This window comes from Azospirillum brasilense, assembly GCF_005222205.1.
In the GTDB taxonomy this organism is placed as follows: Bacteria; Pseudomonadota; Alphaproteobacteria; order Azospirillales; family Azospirillaceae; genus Azospirillum; species Azospirillum brasilense_G.
In genome coordinates this window covers 216,367-239,118 of record NZ_CP032349.1, presented here as the reverse complement: position 1 = coordinate 239,118, position 22,752 = coordinate 216,367, and the positions used below count along the sequence as shown (strand labels likewise).

The window sequence follows — 22,752 nt, the reverse complement described above, 5'->3', positions numbered from 1 at the left end:
TGGAAGGCGTCATGAATCTCGACCATCACAACAATGCATTCCTCACCATGATCGGCCTCACGCTCTCGCGATGGGAGCCGGGCATGGCGGAGTTCGACCTTGTGGTCGATCATCGCCACACCAACCGACAGGGCATCCTGCAAGGAGGAGTTCTTGCGACCATGCTTGATGCCGCCTGCGGCTATGCCGGCCTCCATGACGGGACCGGCGTGGCCGAGGGTGTGGGCGAGGGTCAAGCTGTGACGCTGTCCTTGATGGTGAACTATCTGGCGCGTGTGGAGGGTGGTCGCTTGCGCGCCGTCGGGACGGTCACGGGGGGCGGAAGGCGCATCTATTTCGCAAACGGAGTGGTCCATGCCGGCGACGGTTCGGTCGTTGCGACGGCGCAGGGAAGCTTCAAGCGGATGGCGCCGCGTTGATCTCTGATCCGTGGTGTCGGCCGCCTGCCTCGGCTAGAGTCGGGTTGGTCATGACGCTGATGAACGGATTTGGGAATGCGCGCGTCCGAACTGTCTGAGCTGGCAGCCTTCGTCTCCGTGGCCAAGACACGGAATTTCCGGCTTGCCGGCCTGGAACGCGGAGTCACCGCATCGGCGATCAGCCATGCGGTGACGAGCTTGGAGGAACGCGTCGGGGTCCGCTTGCTGAACCGCACGACGCGCAGCGTGTCGTTGACCGACGCAGGCGATCTCCTGAACGCGCGGCTGGCTCCGGCGTTTCTGGAGATCCGTGATGCCGTAGACAGCCTCAACCAGTTTCGCGATGCTCCCTTCGGAACGGTGCGCATCAACGTGCCGCACTCCATCGGACGATTCGTCCTCGGCAAGGTCATCGGCCCCCTGATCCGGAACAATCCCGCGCTCCGTCTCGAAGTCATTGCGACGGACCGGATGGTGGACATCGTCAACGACGGGTTCGACGCGGGCATCCGGCTGGGCGGAACGATTTCGCAGGACATGGTCGGTGTAAAGCTGCGACCGCGCCTGCGCCTCGTCGTCGTGGGATCACCCGAGTATTTTGAAACTCGTCCCCTCCCGCAGTTGCCGCAGGATCTGCGGCAGCACACCTGCATCCAGAATGTGTACCCGAGCGGCATCTCCTATCCCTGGGAATTTGAAAAGGATGGTGAGCGCGTTGTCTTCGAACCGAGCGGGCCGCTGGCGCTCGACGACAACGAACTGATGATCGAGGCTGTGTTGGGCGGTGTGTGCCTGGGCTATGTCTGGGAAGGCTACGCGCGCCCTCATATTGAGGCGGGTCGATTGATCCAATGTCTGGATGATTGGTGCGCATCGGAGGATTGGCTTTACCTGTACTATCCCAACCGGCGCCATGTATCGGCGGCGATGCGCGCTCTGATCGAGGCGATCAAAGCTTGATCCCCCGGTCCGACGGGGGTATCGCAACAATCACCACTGCTGAATCCAGCTCATCAAGGAAAAAAGAAATCTCCGGATTATGACTCCGGCGTGAACGGCGTACAACCGCTTTCAGGCACAGCGTGCCGTATCAATCGCGGAACAGACGCCGGCTCGACTGCGTGGGTTCTTGCAGCAAGAGATTTGGCGTAATTCCGACTCAGCAGGCGGAATGACAATGCCCATGCTAAGCGAAGTCAGAGTCTTGATTGCCGAGGCCAATCCTGCCATTGCGTCGGGCCTCCGCCTGATGCTTGAGCAGTGGGGTGTGGGAGGGTGCGAAGCGGTTTCCACGCGCACCGAGTTGGCCGCGGCGCTGAGCGAGGCCACACCCGACGTTGTTCTGTTCAACATCGACTTGATGAGCGATTTGAACGAGATCGAAAGCCTGTTGCGTCGGCACCCGATCGGCGCCATCGGCTTGGCGGCACATTTTCTTACGTCAGATTGGCTGATGCAGGACAAGGTGCCGATTCTCGAAATGCCGTTCGGCCTCGACAAGCTGCGGTCGGCAGTTTTGTCGGCAGCACGAGGAACCGGTAAGGGCATCGTTCAGACGGGGAGCGGGGAGGTACGACGGCCGGCAACAGCATCGCAACGATGAAACGCCTGTTCCCACCTCGGCACATTGAACACCTCTTAACATTACGCAACAACGCTTCACGGCCCAAAGCGCTCAGCGTGTTGCACGCTGCTCTGCCAACGCTCGGATCGATCATTTTCTGAAGGAGGCGTGACCGTGCAAACGCGGCAACGGAAAAGGAAATGGACCCTTGCTCCCTTGGCGTTGTGCGTGCCGCTGGCGTTCGGAAGCGCCCTTTCGGTTCCGGCGGTTGCGGCGGAGCAGACGCCCGACAGCGTGGAGGTGCGCAATCGGGCGACGGTTACCAAAGGCTTCGAGGCGTGGCGGGACGGTACGGGAAGCCCCTACGACCTGCTTGACGAGAACGCCGACTGGACCATCGTCGGTGCATCCCTGGTTGCACGCACCTACACGGGCCGAGAGGACTTCCTCAGCAACGTGATCCGGCCCTTCGGTGCCCGCATGGCCAGCCGTTTCGTTCCGGAAATCCGGAATCTCTATGCTGACGGCGACACGGTGATCGTGCATTTCGATGCGGAAGGAACGGCCCGCGATGGCCAGCCGTATCGCAACAGTTACGCGTGGTTCCTTACGCTGCGGAACGACCGGATCATCAAAGCGACCGCGTTCTTCGACAGCATCGCGTTCAACGATTTCTGGCAGCGCGTGACGCCGACGCAGTAGCAGAGCGGCTGTCCTGCCCACCGCGTGGCAGGCGCATCAATTCCCGCGTGGCGGACCTTCCTCCTGCGGAGACGGCGAACCGACGCATGAGGCGTGTTCGCCGCCGAAGCGCGCGACAAGCGTATCGATCAATATCCGGACCTTTCCCAAAACATGGGGGCCGGGAGGTCGCAAAACGTAGAGACCATGTTCTGGCATGTCGTAATCGAGAAGGAGCGCTTCGAGCCTTCCGCTCGCGATGAACTCCGACACGAGGAACAACGGAACGGCGGCGATCCCAAGCCCCGCAAGCGCCCACTGCACGATGGCATCCCCGCTGTCGGTCCGTAGGCGCCCTTCCGGGCGAACCGACAGCCAATTTTTACCGGAGCGGAACCGCCACTCCGTCTGTACCGCGCCGCTGTAGATCAGACATTCATGGGCGGCAAGGTCAGGCGGCGCGTCCGGTCGGCCGTGTCGCCCGATATACTCCGGGCTGGCGACCAGCACGGCTCGGACCGGCGCGATTCGGCGCGCCACGAGGCTGGAATCGCGCAGCGTGCCAATGCGGACCGCGGCATCGAAACGCTCGCCAATCAGGTCGGCAATCCGGTCGCTGTAGGACACATCCATGGCGAGCCTGGGGTGGAGCCGGGCCAAGTCCGCCAGGACTGGAGCCATGTGATGGACGAAAGCCGCGGGCACGGAAAGGCGCAACCGCCCGATCATCCCACCCCCTCGTTGGGCGATGGAGTCACGCGCGTCCTCCAAGTCCGCCAGAATCCGCTCGCACCGCGCTTTGAATTCGAGACCGGCATCGGTCGGGCTGATGCCGCGCGTGGTGCGGCTGAGAAGGCGGGTGCCGAGTTCGGCTTCGAGCCGCGCCATGCGCCGGCTGAGGATCGACTTTGAAATGCCCAGACGATGCGCCGCCCGGTTGAAGCCGCCGCTGTCGACGATCTCGACGAAGCTCTTCAGGTCCGCGAACTCTGGCATGCCGGTGTTCCCAATCAGGCAACAGTCTGGGCGCATTTAAGGCCATTCTGGCCCGCCAGGTGAACCGCTAACTTGGACCGGTCGCCATCGTCGGATGGCTCAAGAGGTCCAAATCCATGTCCACAGTTCTCGTCCTTACCAGCAGCGTCCTTGGCGACGCGTCCGTCTCGAACCGCCTCGTCGAAGAGGTCGTTGCACGTCTACGCTCGCAAGAACCCGATCTTCACGTCATCGCCCGGGATCTTGGCCGCAATCCGCCTCCCCACCTGACCATTGATGCCGCCGTCGCGCTGCGGGGCGGTGATCCGGCCAACGCCGATCAGGCGGAAGCCCGCGCACTTTCGGACAATCTCGTTGCCGAGCTCAAAGCGGCCAATACGGTGATCATCGGTGCGCCGATGTACAACTTCGGCATTCCGTCGACCCTGAAATCATGGTTCGACCATGTGCTGCGCGCCGGCGTCACGTTCCAGTATTCCGCCAGCGGCGCGGCGGGGCTGCTCACGGAAAAGCGGGCAATCGTCATCGAGAGCCGGGGTGGTCTGTACAGTGAGGGCCCGGCGCAGGCGATGGACGCACAGGAGCCGCATCTTCGAGCCTTGCTTGGGTTCATGGGCATCACCGACGTCACATTCATCCGCGCGGAACGGCTGGCTTTGGGGGCGGAAGCTCACGAACAGGCCATCGGTGCCGCGCGGGCGCGGATCGTGCAGGCCGTATAGCAAACGCCAACGCGGCGCCAGAAGGGTTGGACCGGCGGGCGGCTGTGGCGGGCTTCGACGGTACACTGCTGACCACCGCGACAGTGGTCGCCCTCCGCCTGCATCTGTTTGAGCGGCACTGAGCCGGCATCCCTGCAGCGAACCGGATCAGGGCGGGCACTCTGCGCCGGTCTCGATCCAGGCGGCGATCAACGCGCCGAAGGCGGCCTGCGTGCCTGGTGCCGGACGGCGGCCTTCGCCGGGATGCCAAGCCCAGGCGACGAGATGATCCTCGGCCAAGTGCGTGTGGATCTGGGCAAGGCTGCGGCCGCCGTTGCGGGCCGGGTCCTTCAACTGCTGGCAGATCCCGCCGAGGGTCAGCCCCTGCCACGCCATGCTGGCCGGCGCCAAAAGCCATGGCGTGGCGCCAGGAACGGAGCCGATGCGGCTGCCGACCAGGGTGGTGTTCTCCGTCCGGTGGCAGGAGTTGCAGTTCAATCCGGGCTGACCGAACCCGGACTCCCCGGCCTGCATGAACGGAGCGTGCGGGCGCATCGCATCGCCCTGGGTCGGCTGGCGGTCGGCCGGGTGGCAGTTCATGCAGCGGGGATCGGTGAGAACCTTGGCCGCTTCCGTGAAGAGCGCGCGCGAGCGGGACGCGGGATCTCCGGTCGGGACGATCTCGGCGGGGCTTTTCAAGCCGCGCCCGAGATCGGTGGTATCCGCTCGGGCGGCGCCGATGGCAGCGGCCAGGGCCAGGGCGCTCACGGTCACGGCGGGAAGGATGAGACAGGCGATACGTCGCATGGTCATGCCCTCCTCAGCCGGCTGCCGTCGATCGGCAAATTGCGGAGCCTTTGTCCGGTCGCCGCGAAGATCGCGTTCATCACCGCCGGGGCTACGGGCGGCGTGCCCAGTTCGCCGACGCCGCCCGGCGCCTCGGTGCTCGGCACGACATGGACGTCGATCCGGGGGCACTCGTTGATGCGCAGAACCGGCGAGTCATCGAAATTGCCCTCGACGATGGCGCCGTCGGCCACGGTCAGACGGCCATAGAGCACCGCGCTCAGGCCGTAGACGATGCCGCTCTCCACCTGCTGCTTGAGGATCACCGGATTGATGACCTGCCCACAATCGACGGCGCAGACCATGCGGTCGATCCGGACGGTACCGCCCGGTGTCACCTGAACGTCGGCGACCAGGGCGGCGAAGCTTCCGAAGTCAGCGATTACCGCCACGCCGCGTCCGCGCCCCGGTTCGAGTGGCGTTCCCCAGCCGGCCCGCTCCGCGGCGAGGTCGAGCACCGCGCGCAACCGCGGTAGGCCGGTGAGCAGGCGCCGCCGATAGATCACAGGGTCCTGGCCGGCAAGATGGGCCGCCTCGTCGATGCCGCATTCGATGGCTGGGGCGTTGCGGGTCGGGCCGACGCCGCGCCAGTTGCCGGTCAACATGCCCTCCGGCGCTTCGTGACGGACGTACTCGACGCGCTTGTTGGGGATATCATAGGGTCCCTCGGCGCCGCCAACGATGTCGAGATCGATGCCGTCCTTGAAGAAGGCCGGCAAGAAGCGCGCCATGATCGCCGGTCCGACGACGCGGTGGCGCCACGACACCGGCAGCCCGTCGGGGCCGAGCGTGAGGTGCAGCCGACTGAGGTTCAGATAGCGGAAGGAGTCGTGACGGATGTCCTCCTCACGGCTCCACACCACCTGCACGGGCCCGTCGACCTGCTGGGCCACGCGGGTTGCCAGGGTGATGCCGTCATAATCGAGGCGCCGGCCGAAGCCGCCGCCGAGCAGGTGATTGTGGACCACCACCTTCTCCACAGGCAGGCCAGTGACCGCCGCCGCTGCTTGGCGGGCCCGCCCGGCCACCTGGGTCCCAACCCAGACGTCACAGGAGTCTTTGCGCACATGCACGGTGCAGTTCATCGGCTCCATCGCCGAATGGGCGAGGATGGGCAACCGGTACAGGGTGTCAAGGCCGCGGGCCTGTGCCGCCTCCGCCGCGGCCACGTCGCCGGCCTCATGGGCGACCAGAGCCTCTCCCGCCATGGCGGCGTCGGCGCGCCGCTCCAATTCCTCGGTGGTCAGGCCGCCGTTCGGCCCGGCATCCCAGGTGATGCGCAGCGCCGCCAGCCCCTTGCGGGCCGATCCGGTGTGGTCGGCGACCACGGCGACGGCATCGCTCAGTCGGACCACCTGCCGGACCCCCTTGACGGCGAGCGCCGCACTGTCGTCCATCGCCTTCAGCGTGCCCCCAAAGGTCGGGCAGATGGCCAAAGCCGCGAATTTGACTCCCGGTGGGTGGGCGTCGAGCCCGAAACGGGCGGTTCCGTTCACCTTTTCCGGCGAGTCGATGCGGGGCAGCGTTTTGCCGATCAGGGTGAAGGCCGAGGCCGGCTTGAGCATCACGGTTTCCGGAAGCGGTTCCCGCGCGGCGGCGGCGGCCAGCGTGCCGTAGGGAGCGCTGCGTCCGCTCTCGGGGTGGCGCACGACCCCGGCTTCGGCCTTGCAGGAGTCGGCGGACACGCCCCATTGCCGCGCCGCCGCAGCGACCAGCATCGTCCGTGCCGCCGCCCCGGCTTGGCGCATGGGTGTCCAGAAACCGCGGATGGTGACCGAACCACCGGTTATCTGGTCGCCAAGCAAAGGGTGGGCGTAGCGCGCTGGGTCGGCCGGCGCCGGCATGGCCCGGATCTGCTCCAGCGGCACCTCCAACTCTTCGGCGATCAGCGTTGCGATCGCAGCATAAACGCCTTGCCCCATCTCGGCCGATGGCACGATCACCTCGATCGCCCCGGCTGGCGGAATGCGGATGAAGGGAGTGAGGGTGGCATCGCCAACCGTCGCCGCTTCGGCCGCTGTTCCACCTTCATTCTGTGCGGCGACCTCGGCGGGGCGCAGCCCGATCACCAGGGAGCCCCCCACAGCGGCGGCGGAGATGAGGAAGCCCCGGCGGGAAAGCGGGCTGGCGGGAGGCGAGGACAGTGTGTTCCGGTTAGCCATGGCCATGTCACAGATTCTCCTCGCTGACGATGACGCCGGAGGCGCGCTTGATGGCGGCACGGATGCGCGGGTAGGTCCCGCAACGGCAGATGTTCCCGGACATCACCGCATTGATGTCCTCGTCGTTGGGCTGTGGGTTGACGGCCAGCAAGGCCGCCGCCGCCATGATCTGCCCGGACTGGCAATAGCCGCATTGAACCACCTCTTCGGCCAGCCAAGCGCGCTGGACGCGCGCGCCTTCGTCGGTCCTGCCGACCGCCTCGATGGTGGTGATGGTGGAGGAGGAGGCATCCGCAACGGTGGTGACGCAGGACCGCACCGCCTGCCCGTCGAGATGGACGGTGCAGGCGCCGCACATGGCGATGCCGCAGCCGAACTTTGTGCCGGTCAGACCGAGAACGTCGCGCAGCACCCATAACAGGGGAATGTCTCCATCCACATCGACCGTGTGCGTCATACCATTGACGTTAAGGGTGTGGGGCATGGTCGGAGGCTCCCTTGCGATGCGCTGTTGTTGCGATGTTCGGCCGTGCTTGCGATGTCCTGGTGCGGTGGCTGCCCGGCGGTCGGTCAGGCAGAGACGGGTCGGTTTGCGGTCTCAACCTTAGGCAGCCGGAACTGAGCAGACCGACTTAAATGGTGTGAAAATGTGTGAGGCGCGCCGATGGGGGGCGCGCTATCACAAAGGTGAGGCTGACTTTACAAAGGTGAAGTTGCCGTTTTGGTCCCGTACGATATGATTTTGCACCACCGCCGGAGGGCGAGGGCGGCCGGAGAGCGCCGGGGGTACCATGGGGGATTTCGGCGGGAGCCGGTGTGACGTGGAACCATGTCCGGCTGCTGGATCACAGTCGGCACGCAACGCGCACGTTCCGGGGGCACCCGCAATTTCGCTGGGTCGCGCCATCCATGCTCCCAGTCACGCCGTTGACCTGGGCGAGATCGTCTTCGGCCCTTATCGGCTGTTGCCGCAGGCTCGCAAGCTCTACCGTGGCGATACGATGGTGCGCATCGGCAGTCGGGCCATGGATCTGCTGATCCTGCTGGCCACACGGGCGGGAAGGACCCTGACCAGCGAAGAACTGATGACCGCCGTCTGGCCCGGCATCCACGTCGAGCGCAACACACTGCGGGTCCAGATTGCCGCACTGCGCAAACTGCTCGGCGTCGAGCCGTCTTGTCTGGACTGCATCGTCACCGTAACGGGGCGCGGTTACGCGTTTGCCGTGCCATCGGTGTCCACCACTCCGCTCCGCCCGCTCTCCACCGCGCCGGAAGAGCATGATCTGTCGCCGCCCCAACCGGCGCTTCCGCTGACGCGGCTGATCGGCCGTGACGCGCTGGTCACCGAGGTCGGACGACAAATCGGCGCTCATCGGCTGGTCACGCTGGTCGGGCCGGGCGGCGCCGGCAAGACGGCAGTGGCAATGCGGGTCGCCACCTTGGCGGCGGGCAGAGGGGAGGAAGTGGTTCCCGTCGATCTGTCGCCGCTGCCGGACGGTGAACTGCTGGCCGCCGCCGTGGCCGGTCGGCTCGGTTTGCCGGGCAATAGCCTGAACCCCACGGCGACGATCCTGCGCTACCTGTCGGACCGGCGCACCTTTCTGCTGCTCGACACCTGCGAACATCTCGTCGCTACGGCGGCGCGCTTCGTCGAGGCGGTTCTGGCGGTGGCACCGGGGGTCCGCATTCTTGCCACCAGCCGTGAGGCGCTGCGTGTTGCGGGGGAACAGATTCATCCGGTGCATGGCCTACCGTCGCCAGTCGCCGGCCAAGTGGCACCGGCCGACGCGCTAACCTTCCCGGCGGTGCGGCTGTTCATCGAACGCGCCGGCGCGGCCTCCGCCGGTTTGCGCTTCGGTGCGGCGGAGGCGCCCATCCTGGCGGACATCTGCCGGCGCTTGGACGGGCTGCCGCTGGCCATCGAACTGGCTGCGGCCCTGGTTCCCCATTTCGGTGTCGCCGGTCTTCTGCAGGCACTTTCCGATCGCTTCGCGCTGCTCACCAGCGGTTACCGCACGGCACTGCCCCGCCACCAGACCTTGTTGGCGACGGTGGAGTGGAGCTATCGCCTGCTTGACGAGGCGGAGCGGAGGGTCTTTCGTTGCTTCAGCGTGCTCCGCGGCGCCGTCGCCTGGGATGACGCGGTTGCCGTCCTTTCCTTCGACGCCGCCGACGCCGCCCTCGTGAAAGGTCTGCTCCAGCGGCTGGCTTCGAAATCGCTGATCGAGGTGACGCCCGACGGGCTTGGCGTCCGCTGTCGCATGCTCGACACCAACCGGGACTTCGCCTGGGCGGAGTTGGTCGCCAACGGCGAACAGGATGCCGCGATGGCACGGCATGCCGAGCATTGGACGATGCGGTTGGAGAACTGGACGCCGGAGCCGGCGGACAGCGCTTCACAACGGACAGGCTGGGAGGCGATGCTCGCCAACGTCCGTTCGGCGTTGCGCTGGTGCTGGTCGACGGAGGAGGGGCTACCGCTTGGCGTGCGCCTTACCCTCGCCGCCGTGCCGCTGTGGACCAACCTGTCGCTGATCGCCGAAACCATCGAGGCCGTCGGACACGCACTCGACGCCATCCCGTCGGGTGATCCCACGCGGCGGCGCGACGTGATGCGGCTTCACGCCGCGCTGGGCGGCGCTCTGATGAACATCGACGGAGCCGGCGAGCGCGTGCAAGCCGCCTGGAGTACGGTGCTGGTCATCGCCGAGGAGCTGGGCGACCGCGAGGCACGGCTGAAGGCGCTGTGGGGGCTGTGGATCGACCGGCGCAATCAGGGTGACGCCCGTGGAGCGCTGACGATCGCCCAAACCTATGCGCGCCTGTCCAGCGGTGTCGACGATCCGCTGTTCGCCATCCTCGGCGATCGGATGCTTGGCGTCTCACACTTCTTTGTCGGACGGTTCGCGACAGCGCGCGGCAGCATCGAACGCATGCTCGCGCGCAGCGGAACCATTCCCCGTTCGGTGCAGATCGCCGCCTTCCAGTTCGACCAGTCGGTCGCCGCCCGCTGCTTCGAGGCGCAAATCCTGTGGCTGCAGGGCTTCCCGGAACAGGCGCGCGCCGTCAGCCGGCGCAACGTCGAGGATGCGGTGTCCAGTGACCATGCCGGCAGCATCAGCTATGCCCTGTCGGAGGCGGCCTGCCCGATCGCTCTGCGCAATGGCAACCTCGAAGAGTTGGATGGCTTCGCTGGCCTTTTGATGGCCCGCACCAAGGGCGCCGGCTTGGCCATCTGGCACACTCTCGGCCGCTGCTACGAGAGCTTCCTCCTGATCGGTCACGGCCGGCGTGACATCGGCCTGCGTCAACTGGCTGAGGTCTTGGGCGAGTTGCGCCACATCCGACATGGACCGCTTCTGACGCATATACTTGGGGAGTATGCGGCGATCCTGATCGACGCCGGCCGCCCTGTTGAGGCCGAGCGGGCCCTGCGCGAGGCCTTCGGCCGCCTGCGCCGGAATGGCGAAGGGTGGTGCGCGGCCGATTTGAAACGGGTGCGTGGTGAACTGGCAGCCCGGAATGGCAACCCGGTGGAGGCGCGGCGCTGGTTTGAACGCGCATTGGCCGAGAGCCGACGGCAGGGCGCCCTTGCCTGGGAATTGCGTGCCGCGACGAGCTTCGCCCGGTTCCTCCGCGATCAAGGTGACACGGCCGAAGCGACCACGACGTTGTCCAACGTGCTCGGGCGGTACGGCGAAGGCTGGGGGACGCAGGATCTACGCCGGGCTCGCTCCCTGTACGACGAGGTAACAGTGTGTTCTTCGATCGCGGCGATTCGATCCGGGTAGACGGCACATGGTCCTTGTTCCCGACGACAATGATGCAACGCACGGCGGGAGAACATCTAATCCGGGAAATGGGGACCAAATTTCCTGCTCAGAAGCCGCCCTCGTCCCGTGAGCGGAAGAGCTTTTCGGTGACGTCGGCACCGTCAATTTGGCGTTGGACGGGTTGCGGGATCGGACGAAGGCGGGATATGGAGCGGCATGACGACCCGCGCCGACCACCGCTATACTGGTTACCGCTGCCCCGCCGAGGTCATCGCGACGGCGGTCTGGCTGTCCTTCCGCTTTCCCCTGAGCCTGCGGATGGTCGAGGAGATGCTGGCAGCGCGCGGCATCCTCGTCAGTTATGAGACGGTGCGGCAGTGGGGCCTGAAGTTCGGCCGCGACATCGCCGACCAACTGCGCCGACGTGCTCCCCAGCGCGGCGACAAGTGGCACCTCGACGAGGTTGTCCTGACCATCGCTGGCAAGAAGCTGTATCTCTGGCGGGGCGTCGACCGCGATGGCTTCGTGCTCGATGTGCTGGTGCAGAGCCGGCGCAATGCCAAGGCGGCCAAGCACCTGCGTACGCATCCGGTGAGCGCCGCGGTCAGGCTGGCTTCCAGTTCCAGGGCAGCAGTTCGGGCAGGCGGTTTTGCGGGAGGTCTGCGATGCGGGCCAGCACATTGGCCAGCCACGCCTGCGGGTCAACGTCGTTCAGCTTGGCTGTGGTGATCAGGCCGTACATGATGGCGGCCCGGTGGCCGCCGCGATCGGAGCCGCAGAACAGCCACGCCTTTCTGCCCAAGGCAATCCCGCGCAGGCCGCGTTCGGCGGCGTTGTTCGTCAGGCACAGCCGGCCATCGCCGAGGAAGCGGGTGAAGCCGTCCCAACGGGTCAGCATGTAGTCCATCGCCTTGGCCACGGGGGCATGGCGGGAGAGCCGGGCACGCTCCATCCGCATCCAGCCCTCCAGCGCGGCTACCAGGGCGATGCCGTGCTCCTGGCGGGCCGCCCGCCGCTCGGCCGCCGGCTTGCCGTTCAAGGCGCGCTCGAGATCGAAGAGGGCGTCGATGCGCCTCACGGCCTCCAGCGCCAGCGGTGAGATCGGCGGGGCGTCCTTGCCGCGTCTGGTGTTCGCGGCGATGTCGGCCAACTTGAAGAAGCCGCGCCGGGCATGCGCCCAGCACAGCGCGGCATGGATCGGCCCCGGCCGACGGTCGGGCTCGTACAGCCGGTTGTAGCCGGCGAACGCATCGGCCTGCAGCCAGCCGGTGAAGCCGGCCAAGTGCTGTTCGGGATGCTCGCCCTTACGGTCGCGCGAATAGTGAAACAGCGCCGCCGGTGGGGCTTGGCCGGCGAACGGCCGGTCATCGCGCACATACACCCACAGCCGCCCGGTGTCGGTCTTGCCCTTGGCCAGCACGGGCACCGGCGTGTCGTCTCCATGCAGCCGCCCGGCCGCCATCACATGCGCCGCGATCAGGTCGTGCAGCGGCTTCAGCACCGCGGCGGCGGTGCCCACCTGGTCGGCCAGGGTGGACAGGCTGAGCGGCACGCCCTCGCGCGCGAAGCGTTCGGCTTGCCGGTTCAGCGGCTGATGCTGGCCGAACTTCTCGAACAGAACGGTGGCCAGCAGGTTGGGGCCGGCCCAGCCCCGCGGGGTGGCGTGGAACGGCGCCGGCGGCTGGCTGATCGTCTCGCAGGCCCGGCAGGAGAACCGCTCCCGCACTGTCTGGATCACCTTCCACTGGCGCGGGATCACCTCCAGCGTCTCGGTGATCGTCTCGCCCAGCTTGCACAGCTTGTCCGAGCCGCAGCACGGGCAACTCGCCGGGGCCGGCACAACGACGCGCTCACGCGGCAGGTGGTCGGGAAAGGGCTGGCGCGATGGCCGTTTGCGGGTGAAGGCCGTCACCGCGGTGGTTTTGGCGGCGGCCTGCTCGGCCGCCAGTTCGTCCTCGCTGGCCGTTGCTTCCAGCTCTTCGAGCTGGAACTCCAACTGGTCCAGCAGGCGCGCCTTGCGCTCGGAGCGCGTGCCGTAGAGTTCGCGCCGGAGCTTCTCGATTTCCAGCTTCAGGCTGGCGATCAGCGCCTCGGTGTTCGACGCCATCGCCCTGGCCCGGGCCGCTTCGGCTTCCGCCGCGTCCGCCCGTGCCTCGGCCTGCGCCAAGGCGGCGCGCAAGCGGGCGATGTCGTCGGGCAGGGTGGCGGTCATGGAGCCAGTTTACCTGGGATCGCGCCGTCGAACCGCCGCAATCCCCCCTGAACCGGTCCGTCGATTCACCGTGTCGCAGTCACCCCGCGGTCTCGGGGCGCCAAGTCTTCTGCGGATTGCGCCAGTCGATGCCTTCGAGCAGATAGCCCATCTGCCCGACCGAGATCGATACCGCGCCGTCCGCCGGCGTGGGCCAGATGAAACGGCCCCGCTCCAGCCTCTTCATGAACAGGCAACTGCCCTGGCCGTCATGCCAGATGATCTTCACCAGATCGCCGCGGCGTCCGCGGAAGATGAAGAGATGGCCGCTGTGCGGGTCTTGGGCGAAGCGTTCCTGCACCAGCAACGCCAAGCTCGCCCAGCCCTTGCGCATGTCGGTGTGCCCGGTGGCCAGCCAGACCCGCACCCCGCTCGGCACCGGGATCATGCCAGGGCACCGATGACAGCCGCCGCCAAAGCCGGGTCGACCGGCCCTTCCAGACGCAGGCGTGCCCCGCTGGGCAAGATGACCTCGAGGACCGCCGGGCGCGTGGCCGGCGCGGCCGGAAGCGGCAATGGCCCAGGGGGCTCCACGACCGGCGGTTCGGTTAGGGTCGGCTCCGGCGTGATGGTCACCGCGACGAAGCTGGACGGTTCGGCCACGACGGCCCCCGTGGCCTTCATCAGCCCCCGCCAGCGGTACAGCAGGCTTTCGTGCACGCCCAGCCGGTGGGCCGCCTCCGTCACCACCACGCCGGGGCGGAACGCCTCCTCGACCATCCGTACCTTCTCCGCCGGCGTGTAGGTCCGCCGCCGCTCCGTTCCCGTCAGAACCTCGACCCGCTGGTAAGCCATGACGTTTGCAACTCGTTTGCGTCCGCGCGATGACGCGCCACACAAACCTCAGACGCTGACCCCTACTTTGCCAAGGCGGCGCTCACCGGAGGCGTACGCACCTGCTCCGCAAATTGCTGAAAAAGCAGGGCCGCGCGCCGCGAGTGCTGGTGACCGATAAGCTGAAGTCCTACGCCGCCGCCAAGCGGGACATCATGCCGGGGGTGGAGCACCGTCAGCACAAGGGGCTCAACAACCGCGCCGAGAACTCTCACCAACCGACCCGACGACGGGAACGCCAGATGAAGCGCTTCAAGTCACCCCGCCAAGTGCAGCGCTTCCTCTCTATCCACGACCCGGTCAACAACCTTTTTCATCTCCGCCGCGACAGCCGTCCCGCCTCCGACTACCGCACCGCCCGAGCCCAGGCCTTCGCCACCTGGGCCGAGGTCGTCGGCGCGCCGCTGGTTGCTGCGTGATCGCCCGGTCCCGGGGCGTCCATAGGTAACACGTGCCCTCGAGAACCGCCAGAATCAACAAGTTGACAGTGCCCTCTGGAGCGCGAACCGTGTGCCAAGCATGACCGGCTATCGCCCATTGCGCGCGCCAACCGAACTCTTGGCCGCATGATGTTCCGGCTTTGTCCGCTTAGCGTATATTCTCGCCCGTTCTATGGCGTGCCCCCTTTATCGGCGTGAATTTTAAGCTGGCGGAGGGGCGTCAGGCCTCACCGTCTGGGAGCGGCAGGGGCTGGAGAGGCGAGCTTTAACGGTCGTTGGCGCGTGGTGGAGGCGGTAGCGGCTGGAGCCTCTTGGGGTCACTTAGGCGGCCAGTGCCGGAACCGCTCGGTTTTGGCATAGCCGCGAACCCGACAAGAATGTAAACCGCTGCCTTACACTTTCCCGTTGATGCCATGAGTGTAAAGCAGTACATTACATTCATGATCCGCGCCATTCAGAATAAGGCGCTGCGGCGCTACTTCGAAACCGGCAAAGCCGACAAGCTGCCGGTGCAGGGTGCCGCCGTTGCCCGCGTCGGCCGCATCCTGCTGGCGCTGGACGCTGCGACCAAGCCCGAGGACATGAACCTTCCCGGCTATCACTTCCACGGCCTGGAGGGGACACCACAGCGCTGGTCGGTGCGGGTCACCGCCAACTACCGCATCACCTTTGCCTGGGACGCCCCGGACGCCATCGACGTCGACCTGGAGGACTATCACTGATGACCGCCACCACTCTGAAGCGGGGCCTCGCCCCGATGCACCCCGGCGCCCTCCTGCGCGAGGACGTGCTGCCGGCGCTCGACCGTCCGGTGTCCGACGTCGCCAAGCTGCTGAAGGTCTCTCGTCAGACCCTGCACGCCATCCTGCGTGAAGAGGCGCCGGTGACCCCGGCTATGGCTCTGCGCCTGGGCAAGCTGTGCGGCAATGGGCCGGATCTCTGGGTCAACCTCCAGGCCCGCTATGATTTGGCCCGCCTCGCCACCGAGCTGGAGGATGAACTGGCCACCATCCCCACCCTCAACGCCGCCTGACGCTAAAACGAGGAGTTTATATAAATGATGTTATTAGAGCGGTACATCGCTGGCTGGCGCGCGCAGGACGCGAATGCGATCCTCGCAACGCTCACTCCGGACTGCGTCGTCATCGAGAGTTTTGGACCAGTCTACCGCGGTCACGCTTGGGTGGAACAATGGGTTTCGACGTGGCTCGCCGAGAACGGCTGCGTCCTCGACTGGACAATCCACGATTTGCAGTCGCTGGGCGACTTGGAAATTGTCGAATGGACATTCCACTACACTTTGCGCGGCGAAGAGAGAACCTTTGATGGAGCAACCATTGCAAAGTTGCGTGATGGTAAGATCTCGTATTTGCGCGAATATGCCACAACAGACCCGCTGTATGATTGGCGAGGTGAGTGGAAGTCAATCTAGAGCATCCTCAGATTGAACGAAATCGCTGAGAGGAATTATCATCGTAGCGATCCTCATCATGACGGATGAGGAGTTTGACGCGGACGACTTGGCTTGACTTCGACGGGGCATTGAGGGGATGGAAGATCGTGTCCGGCGCATCGACACCGGTCGGCTGGGCAGGATCGGGGCGCCACGTCATCGCCTACTTCCGGCAGACATAGCCAGGCCGGCGGAGAACTGTTGCGAAATGGAGGGTTGGCGGACACACCGTAGACCAGTTTTGGGTGTCCGCTTCAGGACAGAAGCTGCTCAAGCTGCAGCCGGAATAGGGGCGGGTTCGCCCGCCTTGGTGCTGTCGCGAAAAGGCGAAAAGAGGCACGGCCGGTTGAGGATCCGTGTTTCCCGGAAAAGCCGTTCCGCGATCATCGCGACGGGGCAGAGGCTTCCCTGATTATTGCCAATACGGCCGTCATCTGCTCGACCTTCCTTAAGCAGATGTCTGGCTGGTTCGCCGACAGGGCGCGATAGATGGTCAGGGCCTCGCTGTAGGCGGCATCGGCATCGGCGCTCCAGAACGGCGAGCACTCGGCGCAGGGCGCCCGCATCGACATGCCGGTCGACGCGCAGGCAATGGCCGCTGGCCGTGGCCGACTGGCACGCCGCAACCGCTGCGGTGTGAGACCGCCCGAAGCTCACGGAATATCGCGCGCCTCGACCGTTCGTGTGACAGTGCCGGTTCCCCTCTTCCAGGCGGGCACGGTTGCTACACCAATCCTCAGGGATGTGGCCGCTGAGCTTTTGAAGCCTCAGCACACATGAGCCAGCCGCAGAGCATCGAGCACGGCGGCATGGACATTCCGACTGCCGGCGGCATCCCCGATACGATGCAGCTCGAACCCTTCGTTGCGCATGGGTTGCGGCTTGTTTGCCAGCAGGGCCGGAATGTCGGTGACTCCGCGGTTGCCGGCGTGGCTCCGCAACCCTTCGAACAGGTCGTCCATGGGCACCGTCCCCATCTCGACGATGACCTGGTCGACCTGGATCTCACGCAGGTCGTGGGTCAGCTCATCCAGCACCGTCGCCGCGAAACGATTGCCGGCGCGCGTCACCTTCACCAGACGATGCTCCAGATGGGGCGTGATCCCCATGCGGATGAACTCCTGCTTCCACCGGGTCCGCTCGGCATAGGTGAGTTCCTGCGCCAGGAACCCGTCGATGCTGAAGTAATGGATATTCGACCCGGCCGTATGCGCCCGTTCGGCGGCAAGCGGCGCCGGATGGCGGCCGGTGCCGTCGAAGATCAGGACTTCCGCCGCCGGCGGAACCTGGCGCCCGATGATGTCCCAGGAGGGGACCACCAGATCCGCCCCTTCGCCGAATTCCGTCTGCGGCAGTCCGCCCGTCGCCACGATGACGAGATCCGGCGCGAGCGCGAGCACGTCGGCGGCTTCCATGTAGGCATTGTAGGACACGGTCACGCCCAGCCGCTCCAGTTCCGCCACCCGCCAGTCGACCAGCCCGATGATGTCGCGGCGCCACTTCCCTTCGGCCGCGATGCGCACCTGTCCGCCCGCCTCGGCACCGGCCTCGTGTACCGACACGTCGTGGCCACGCTCCGCCAGCACGCGCGCCGCCTCCAGCCCCGCCGGGCCGGCGCCGACGACGACCGCGCGCCGGCGTGGACCGGTGGTGGGGCGGACGACGTGCGGCAGGGCAAGCTCGCGTCCGGTCGCAGCGTTGTGCAGGCAGCGGGGGCGGTAGGGCGATTGGCAGTGCGTCGCCCCGACGCAGGGCCGGATCAGATGCTCCTCGCCGCGCGCCAGCTTCGTAACCAGATAGGGGTCGGCGATCTGCGCGCGCGTCATTCCGGCCATGTCCACCATCCCCTCGCTGACGGCGTAGCGGGCGGTGGCGATGTCGGAAATCCGGGCGGCATGGAACACCGGAAGCCCGATCTCACGCCGGAAGGCGCCGACGGCGCTCACCCAGGGAGCAAGGCGCGTGCCCATGCCGGGCATGTTCTCCTCGGTCAGGGCCCGCGCCGTGTCCATCGAACCATAGATGGCGTTGAAGAAATCGACCGCCCCTTCCCGCTTGAGGATCTCGGCGGCGGCGATGCAGTCGTCCGCCTTCAGGGCGCCGTCTATGCCTTCGTCGACGACGAAACGCATGCCGACCAGGAAGTCGTCGCCGACCGCCTTGCGGATCGCTTCATGGACCATGAGACCGAAGCGGATGCGGTTTTCCAGGCTGCCGCCGAAGCGGTCGGTGCGTTGGTTGGTCTTGGGCGAGAGGAACTGGCCGATCATGTGACCAGCCGCGAGCGTTTCGATTCCGTCGAGGCCGCCCTCCCAACAGCGGCGGGCGGCGGCGGCGTAGGCTTTCACCACGCGTTCGATGTCGTAATCGTCCATTTCGCGCGGGATGGCGCGGTGCAGGGTCTCGCGCAGGGCGGACGGTCCGATGGCCGGCAGCCAGTCCTGGGCGTAGGGGTCGGCCCGCCGCCCGAGGTGGGTGATCTGGCACATGAGCGCCGCCCCCTCGGCGTGCATGGCCTCGGAGAAGCGCTGCAGGTGGGGGATGATCCCGTCGGAACCGGCATTGAGTTGGCGGAAGATGTTGGGGCTGTCGCGGTCGACGTTGGACGACCCGCCGAACATGGACAGCGCGATGCCGCCGCGGGCCTTTTCCACATGGTAGGCGCGGTAGGCCTCCTTGGGCATCCCGTCCTCTTCCAGGCCGCAGGCGTGGCTGGTGCTCATGATGCGGTTGCGGAAGACCGTCTTCTTGATGGTCAGCGATTCGAGCAGAGGGTCGTGCGTCGTCGTGATGGCCTGGTCGAGCATGTCTTATGATACTCAGTGTGGGTGCAGGAGGCCTCGGCTCCGAAGCCTCGTGACCCCGGACGCCGCCGCTCTGCACGGGAATGTTGAACGGTGGGCCGGCCTTGAGCCTTCTCGCCGTGCGTTGTTCTCGCCGTTCTTCCGATTTTCCCGGCCTATGGCCGGCTTGGCGATGCCGTCGGTGTCGGTGTGGGGGGAGCGAAGCGCCGCGCCTGGAGCGCTAGGAAAGCATCGACCTCCCGCGCTTTGTCATCTTCCGACCAGCCGAGCGGACCGGCGATCACATCGGCCACCGCAGCCGCATCCTCGCGGCTGAGCAGACCCTGCCAGACCAGGCCTGTCCGTTGCACGAGCACGCCGTAGAGGTCGCGGGCGTGTTCACGCGTCACGGCATCCAGAAGCGCCTGCCTCGGCACACCGCCGCGGCCGGGCAGGATGGGGTCCGCGCCGAACGCCGAGGGCTTGGCCGGGGACTGCGCGTTCACCGGCTTGCGGCTGCCGAGCCGCCCGCGAACCTTGTCCAGGATCTCGCGGCCGGCGCTGCGGTGGCTCATGACTGGGCCGGCGGTCATGGCGAAGACGTTCGGCATGCCGCGGCCTTCCAGGTCGTGAAGGATGCGCTCGCGGGCGCCCATCGGGCGCTGCGGGTCCCATGTCAGCGGCCGCACACCCGCCCAGGTCTGGTGCACGTCGGCGCGCGTCAATCCCAGGCCCGGCAGCAGATGGTTGGCTTCGGCCAGCAGGAAGTCGATGTCCTCCTGATCGGCCGCCACGTCGGTCGCATCGCCTTCGAAGGGGGTTTCGGTCGGCCCGAAGTAGAAGAACTCGTCGCCGAGCGGCAGGCAGTAGAAGGGATGGCCGCCGCGATGCATGGTCGCGATGCCGTGGTCGCGGTAGCGCTCCGGCAGGCGGACGACGATGTGGGCGCCCTTGGTCCCCCGCACCAGCCGACCGGGAATGGTGCCCGCCGACTCCATCCAGGTGCCCGCCATGTTGATCACGGTGCGCGCCCGGACATGGCGCTGGCTCCGCGGCGTGTCCAGCGCGACCCGCCACGTGCCGTCCGGCTGCCGGTCAGCGATCCGCGCCGTTGTGAAAAGCTCCATCGTCGCGCCGTGGGCCTCCGCATCCAGGGCCGCGTCGAGGCACAGGCGTTCCGGATGGACGAACAGGTATTCGCGGAAGGCCGCCATGGCCTGCAAGCGGTCGAGATCGCGCAGGTCCTGCGTGATGGGATGGCTGCGCGCCTCGGCCGCGCCGAGGATGCGGGCATCGAGGGACGGACCCTTGGTGTGCAGCGCCTGCAGGAGCCGCAAGCCCGCCGAGAGGTGCCAGCGCTGGACGGGGCTGTCCGGCCAGATGGGAAAGCACAGGGTGATCGGCCGTGTCGCGACCCGGTGGTCCTGCGCCAGATCCGCCCGGGCTTCCATGGCCGCCCGGGCCATGGACAGCGCCGAGACGAAGCGCCGTGGATGCATGGCGAAATCGCGCACCGGGCTGGGCGTTTCGAAGTAGCGCAGGCCGCAGTGCAGCATCCGGGAGGACCGCCCGCTCGCACCGCCGGCAAAGTCGCCCTTCTCGCACAGCAGCACGGAGTATCCCGCTCGGCTCAGTTCCACAGCCGCCGCTGTGCCGTTGATGCCGCCGCCGATGATCACGGAGTCGTACAGTGGCTCATCCTGTGGCAGTTCCTGCTGCCTGGTCCGTGTGCCGGCCACTGTGGTCTGTGCCATCGCCTCTGACCTTTGTCGGTAACGTGGAGCGTAGGAAGCCATTAGGCGGCAGCGATGGGTTTGCGCAAAATGAGAAGAACTCCCTACGTTATGCGCAAACCGCATAGTCACGCCTTGTCGAAAAGCCCCCGCAGCAGGAGGTCGCGCTCCTCTTCCGCATACGTGATGAGCGCGCTCGCGAGCGGCGTCGGCGGGCGCGTATCGGGCAGCAGCAGGGCGACGCGGCAAGGGATGTCCGGCACGAAGGGCAGCACGCACAGGCCGTTGCCTTTCTGCGCCGCCGCGGTGAAGGGGTCCACGATTCCAACGCCGAGCCCACGCCTGACCATGCCGCAGATGGACGAGGAGAAGGTGGTGGTGCAGATGGGACGCGGTCGCACCCCCGCACTCTGCATTACCTCCTCCAGCATCCGGTTCACGGTGGCGAAGGGAGACCATGACAGCAGGGGAAACTCCGCCAGATCGCGCGCGCGGACCTCGCCGCGCTTCGCCAGCGGATGATCGGCGTGAACGGCGGCGACGTAGGGAGCTTCGCTGAACGGCTCCGTGCGGAAACCGGACCGTTTGAAAGGCGTTTCCGCCAGGCCGAAATCCACCTGCTGCGTCGCCGCCCAATCCTCGACGTTGACCGACATGCGGACGTTCAGGGTGACGCGCGTGCGCGGATGGCTGGCGAGGAAGCGGCTGATGACCTGCGGCATGAAGTCGATGCCGAGCGCCGGCATGACGGAGCAGGCCACCTCGCTCTCGTCGCCTTCCTGCAGGCGGCGGGCGAAGTCCTGCAGGGAGGACAGCGAGACGAAGGCGCGTTCCACCTCGTCCAGCAGATGATGCGCCGCGGCGGTCGGCGACACCCGACCTTTGCGGCGGACGAACAGGGTCAGGCCGATCTCGTACTCCAGGCGGTCCATCATACGGCTCACCGCCGGCTGGCTGCGCCCGAGAATTTCCGCCGCGCCACTTACGGTTCCCGTCTGCATGATGGCGCGAAAGGCTTCGAAGTGACTGAGATTCATGGATTTTCCTAGCGCTCCGCCGAGCTTGTCGCGGCTGCGCGGCGCGGACGCATGCGCTCGCGAATGCGGTGGGTGGGACGGCATCCGGGGGAGGCCGCCTCACTTGATCCCCCATTCCTTCCGGATCGCCTGGAGCATCCCGAGGAATTCGCGGCCGACCCGGGAGAGCGGACGGTGGGCGGGGTGGAGGACGCCGACCCGGAAGGGGATGTTCGGTTCGAACGGCCGCACGTCGATCCCGCGGCCCTGGAAATCCCGCGCCGTAAAGGGATCGATCAGCCCGACGCCGAGCCCTTGGGCGATCATGCCCGCGATTACCCCGGAGTTCTGGGCGTCGTAATATTGCTCTCGCGGCACATTGGCCATCAGGAATTGCTGGTCGATGGCGTGCCGGGCCGCCGTGTTGCTGCTGAGCGAGATGAACGGCACGCCCGCCAGATCGGTCACCGACACCTGCGGCAAGGCCGCCAATGGGTGCCCGGCCGGCATGCCGAGGACGTAGGGCGTGCAGCAAAACTCCGCGGCGTTGATGCCGCTGCGGACGAAGGGGAACTCGCCCAGGCCGAAATCGACGTGGTGGGCCGAGACCAGTTCCTCGATCTTCGTGGACGGGAAGACCAGCACCGAAATGCGAGCCTGGGGATGCTGCCTGGCGAAGCGAGCGATGACCGTCGGCAGAAACGCGTGCGCCAGAGCCGGCATGGTCGCGACGGTGAGGCTGCCCATGCGGGCCGCCTGGATATCGCGCGCGATCTCCGAGATCTTGTCGACGGAAACGAACGTCCGTTCGACCTCTTCGAAGAAGATGTCGGCCTCCGGCGTCGGGACGAGGCGGCCGTTCTTGCGGTCGAACAGCTCGAAGCGCAGCGAGCGTTCGAGCTGTTCGATCAAGCGCGAGATCGCCGGCTGGGAAATGCCGAGGATCGCAGCCGCCCCATTCGTGGTGCGGGCGAGCATGAAGGCCCGGAACGCCTCGAGCTGGCGAACGCTCAACCGCACCTGGCCATAGCCGATGTCGCGGGCGCTGCCCTTCGGCGTTTTCTCGGCATCCGTCACCATTGTGGCCCCCCGCCAAC

The 22,752-nt window shown here is 66.5% G+C and carries 20 protein-coding genes and 2 pseudogenes; 11 read left to right on the top strand and 11 right to left on the bottom strand.

Features of this window, described 5'->3' with window-relative positions:
• Positions 1–11 precede the first annotated feature (11 nt).
• From D3869_RS30300 to D3869_RS30285, 4 genes are all read left to right on the top strand, one after another.
• Positions 12–419 (top strand): PaaI family thioesterase, encoded by a 408-nt coding sequence (locus D3869_RS30300; protein ID WP_137143340.1) that lies wholly within the window; start codon positions 12–14, stop codon positions 417–419.
• Between the two features lie 75 nt (positions 420–494).
• Entirely contained in the window at positions 495–1,379 is an 885-nt protein-coding gene (locus D3869_RS30295; protein ID WP_035684140.1) for a LysR family transcriptional regulator, read from the top strand.
• Between the two features lie 223 nt (positions 1,380–1,602).
• A complete protein-coding gene (locus D3869_RS30290) occupies positions 1,603–2,022 on the top strand; it encodes a response regulator transcription factor (protein ID WP_137143339.1) in 420 nt (139 codons plus the stop codon).
• 195 nt (positions 2,023–2,217) lie between these two features.
• On the top strand, positions 2,218–2,685 hold the full coding sequence (locus tag D3869_RS30285; RefSeq protein ID WP_432613453.1) for a nuclear transport factor 2 family protein: 468 nt from the start codon (positions 2,218–2,220) through the stop codon (positions 2,683–2,685).
• A gap of 36 nt (positions 2,686–2,721) precedes the next feature.
• Here D3869_RS30285 and D3869_RS30280 read toward each other — a convergent pair whose 3' ends face one another.
• On the bottom strand, positions 2,722–3,660 hold the full coding sequence (locus D3869_RS30280) for a LysR family transcriptional regulator (RefSeq protein WP_137143337.1): 939 nt from the start codon (positions 3,658–3,660) through the stop codon (positions 2,722–2,724).
• A 116-nt stretch (positions 3,661–3,776) separates the two neighbouring features.
• Between D3869_RS30280 and D3869_RS30275 the strand changes: the two genes are divergently transcribed.
• Positions 3,777–4,382 (top strand): FMN-dependent NADH-azoreductase, encoded by a 606-nt coding sequence (locus tag D3869_RS30275; protein ID WP_137143336.1) that lies wholly within the window; start codon positions 3,777–3,779, stop codon positions 4,380–4,382.
• Positions 4,383–4,529: 147 nt separating this feature from the next.
• Here the strand turns inward: D3869_RS30275 and D3869_RS30270 are convergent, their stop codons facing one another.
• Genes D3869_RS30270 through D3869_RS30260 form a run of 3 tightly spaced genes read right to left on the bottom strand, consistent with a single transcriptional unit; the run spans position 4,530 to position 7,853 of the window.
• Complete coding sequence (locus D3869_RS30270) at positions 4,530–5,168, bottom strand: Isoquinoline 1-oxidoreductase subunit (RefSeq protein ID WP_137143335.1); 639 nt, start codon at positions 5,166–5,168, stop codon at positions 4,530–4,532.
• 2 nt (positions 5,169–5,170) lie between these two features.
• Positions 5,171–7,375, bottom strand: coding sequence for a xanthine dehydrogenase family protein molybdopterin-binding subunit (locus D3869_RS30265; RefSeq protein ID WP_137143334.1), 2,205 nt, complete (start codon positions 7,373–7,375; stop codon positions 5,171–5,173).
• Position 7,376: 1 nt separating this feature from the next.
• Positions 7,377–7,853 carry a (2Fe-2S)-binding protein gene (locus tag D3869_RS30260; protein WP_059399765.1) on the bottom strand — a complete coding sequence of 159 codons (477 nt, stop codon included), beginning with the start codon at positions 7,851–7,853 and terminating at the stop codon, positions 7,377–7,379.
• A gap of 307 nt (positions 7,854–8,160) precedes the next feature.
• Here D3869_RS30260 and D3869_RS30255 point away from each other — a divergent pair, with 307 nt between their 5' ends.
• Positions 8,161–11,163, top strand: a complete 3,003-nt coding sequence (locus D3869_RS30255; RefSeq protein WP_137143333.1) for an ATP-binding protein — start codon at positions 8,161–8,163, stop codon at positions 11,161–11,163.
• A 198-nt stretch (positions 11,164–11,361) separates the two neighbouring features.
• A pseudogene (locus tag D3869_RS30250) lies at positions 11,362–11,724 on the top strand (IS6 family transposase); the annotation flags it as partial.
• Between the two features lie 25 nt (positions 11,725–11,749).
• Here the strand turns inward: D3869_RS30250 and tnpC are convergent.
• The 3 genes from tnpC to tnpA all read right to left on the bottom strand — a co-directional run bounded on the left by tnpC (position 11,750) and on the right by tnpA (position 14,191).
• The gene (tnpC, locus tag D3869_RS30245; protein WP_137138614.1) at positions 11,750–13,357 is read right to left on the bottom strand and encodes an IS66 family transposase; all 1,608 of its coding nucleotides are present in this window, start codon (positions 13,355–13,357) and stop codon (positions 11,750–11,752) included.
• 79 nt (positions 13,358–13,436) lie between these two features.
• Positions 13,437–13,784, bottom strand: a complete 348-nt coding sequence (tnpB, locus tag D3869_RS30240) for an IS66 family insertion sequence element accessory protein TnpB (RefSeq protein ID WP_137138615.1) — start codon at positions 13,782–13,784, stop codon at positions 13,437–13,439.
• Positions 13,781–14,191 carry an IS66-like element accessory protein TnpA gene (gene tnpA / locus D3869_RS30235; protein WP_137143332.1) on the bottom strand — a complete coding sequence of 137 codons (411 nt, stop codon included), beginning with the start codon at positions 14,189–14,191 and terminating at the stop codon, positions 13,781–13,783. Before tnpA ends, tnpB begins: the two co-directional genes overlap by 4 nt.
• Positions 14,192–14,292: 101 nt before the next feature.
• On the opposite strand from tnpA, the pseudogene D3869_RS30230 reads away from it, so the two are divergent.
• The 4 genes and pseudogenes from D3869_RS30230 to D3869_RS30215 form a co-directional block, all read left to right on the top strand.
• Positions 14,293–14,649: pseudogene (locus D3869_RS30230) on the top strand (DDE-type integrase/transposase/recombinase); the annotation flags it as partial.
• A gap of 461 nt (positions 14,650–15,110) precedes the next feature.
• A complete protein-coding gene (locus D3869_RS30225; protein ID WP_137143331.1) occupies positions 15,111–15,392 on the top strand; it encodes a type II toxin-antitoxin system RelE/ParE family toxin in 282 nt (93 codons plus the stop codon).
• Positions 15,392–15,703 (top strand): HigA family addiction module antitoxin, encoded by a 312-nt coding sequence (locus tag D3869_RS30220; protein ID WP_137143330.1) that lies wholly within the window; start codon positions 15,392–15,394, stop codon positions 15,701–15,703. The genes D3869_RS30225 and D3869_RS30220 overlap by 1 nt, the downstream gene beginning before the upstream one ends.
• A 24-nt stretch (positions 15,704–15,727) precedes the next feature.
• Positions 15,728–16,102 carry a nuclear transport factor 2 family protein gene (locus D3869_RS30215; RefSeq protein ID WP_137143329.1) on the top strand — a complete coding sequence of 125 codons (375 nt, stop codon included), beginning with the start codon at positions 15,728–15,730 and terminating at the stop codon, positions 16,100–16,102.
• A 788-nt stretch (positions 16,103–16,890) separates the two neighbouring features.
• On the opposite strand, the gene D3869_RS30210 is transcribed toward D3869_RS30215, so the two are convergent.
• The 4 genes from D3869_RS30210 to D3869_RS30195 all read right to left on the bottom strand — a co-directional run bounded on the left by D3869_RS30210 (position 16,891) and on the right by D3869_RS30195 (position 22,735).
• The gene (locus D3869_RS30210) at positions 16,891–18,930 is read right to left on the bottom strand and encodes an FAD-dependent oxidoreductase (RefSeq protein WP_137143328.1); all 2,040 of its coding nucleotides are present in this window, start codon (positions 18,928–18,930) and stop codon (positions 16,891–16,893) included.
• A gap of 152 nt (positions 18,931–19,082) precedes the next feature.
• Positions 19,083–20,660 (bottom strand): FAD-dependent oxidoreductase, encoded by a 1,578-nt coding sequence (locus tag D3869_RS30205; RefSeq protein ID WP_137143327.1) that lies wholly within the window; start codon positions 20,658–20,660, stop codon positions 19,083–19,085.
• A gap of 107 nt (positions 20,661–20,767) precedes the next feature.
• A complete protein-coding gene (locus D3869_RS30200; RefSeq protein ID WP_137143326.1) occupies positions 20,768–21,676 on the bottom strand; it encodes a LysR substrate-binding domain-containing protein in 909 nt (302 codons plus the stop codon).
• Positions 21,677–21,775: 99 nt separating this feature from the next.
• Positions 21,776–22,735, bottom strand: a complete 960-nt coding sequence (locus tag D3869_RS30195; protein WP_175426682.1) for a LysR substrate-binding domain-containing protein — start codon at positions 22,733–22,735, stop codon at positions 21,776–21,778.
• Positions 22,736–22,752 lie beyond the last annotated feature (17 nt).

Bases quoted from the DNA above. Each gene is read 5' to 3' on its own strand.
- D3869_RS30210 (WP_137143328.1), bottom strand. From the start codon at position 18,930: ATGCTCGACCAGGCCATCACGACGACGCACGACCCTCTGCTCGAATCG.
- D3869_RS30205 (WP_137143327.1), bottom strand. From the start codon at position 20,660: ATGGCACAGACCACAGTGGCCGGCACACGGACCAGGCAGCAGGAACTG.
- D3869_RS30260 (WP_059399765.1), bottom strand. From the start codon at position 7,853: ATGCCCCACACCCTTAACGTCAATGGTATGACGCACACGGTCGATGTG.
- D3869_RS30295 (WP_035684140.1), top strand. From the start codon at position 495: ATGCGCGCGTCCGAACTGTCTGAGCTGGCAGCCTTCGTCTCCGTGGCC.
- D3869_RS30300 (WP_137143340.1), top strand. From the start codon at position 12: ATGAATCTCGACCATCACAACAATGCATTCCTCACCATGATCGGCCTC.
- D3869_RS30225 (WP_137143331.1), top strand. From the start codon at position 15,111: ATGATCCGCGCCATTCAGAATAAGGCGCTGCGGCGCTACTTCGAAACC.
- D3869_RS30200 (WP_137143326.1), bottom strand. From the start codon at position 21,676: ATGAATCTCAGTCACTTCGAAGCCTTTCGCGCCATCATGCAGACGGGA.
- D3869_RS30255 (WP_137143333.1), top strand. From the start codon at position 8,161: ATGGGGGATTTCGGCGGGAGCCGGTGTGACGTGGAACCATGTCCGGCT.
- D3869_RS30265 (WP_137143334.1), bottom strand. From the start codon at position 7,375: ATGGCCATGGCTAACCGGAACACACTGTCCTCGCCTCCCGCCAGCCCG.
- tnpB (WP_137138615.1), bottom strand. From the start codon at position 13,784: ATGATCCCGGTGCCGAGCGGGGTGCGGGTCTGGCTGGCCACCGGGCAC.
- D3869_RS30195 (WP_175426682.1), bottom strand. From the start codon at position 22,735: ATGGTGACGGATGCCGAGAAAACGCCGAAGGGCAGCGCCCGCGACATC.
- tnpA (WP_137143332.1), bottom strand. From the start codon at position 14,191: ATGGCTTACCAGCGGGTCGAGGTTCTGACGGGAACGGAGCGGCGGCGG.
- D3869_RS30270 (WP_137143335.1), bottom strand. From the start codon at position 5,168: ATGCGACGTATCGCCTGTCTCATCCTTCCCGCCGTGACCGTGAGCGCC.
- D3869_RS30220 (WP_137143330.1), top strand. From the start codon at position 15,392: ATGACCGCCACCACTCTGAAGCGGGGCCTCGCCCCGATGCACCCCGGC.
- tnpC (WP_137138614.1), bottom strand. From the start codon at position 13,357: ATGACCGCCACCCTGCCCGACGACATCGCCCGCTTGCGCGCCGCCTTG.
- D3869_RS30215 (WP_137143329.1), top strand. From the start codon at position 15,728: ATGATGTTATTAGAGCGGTACATCGCTGGCTGGCGCGCGCAGGACGCG.
- D3869_RS30280 (WP_137143337.1), bottom strand. From the start codon at position 3,660: ATGCCAGAGTTCGCGGACCTGAAGAGCTTCGTCGAGATCGTCGACAGC.
- D3869_RS30290 (WP_137143339.1), top strand. From the start codon at position 1,603: ATGCTAAGCGAAGTCAGAGTCTTGATTGCCGAGGCCAATCCTGCCATT.
- D3869_RS30275 (WP_137143336.1), top strand. From the start codon at position 3,777: ATGTCCACAGTTCTCGTCCTTACCAGCAGCGTCCTTGGCGACGCGTCC.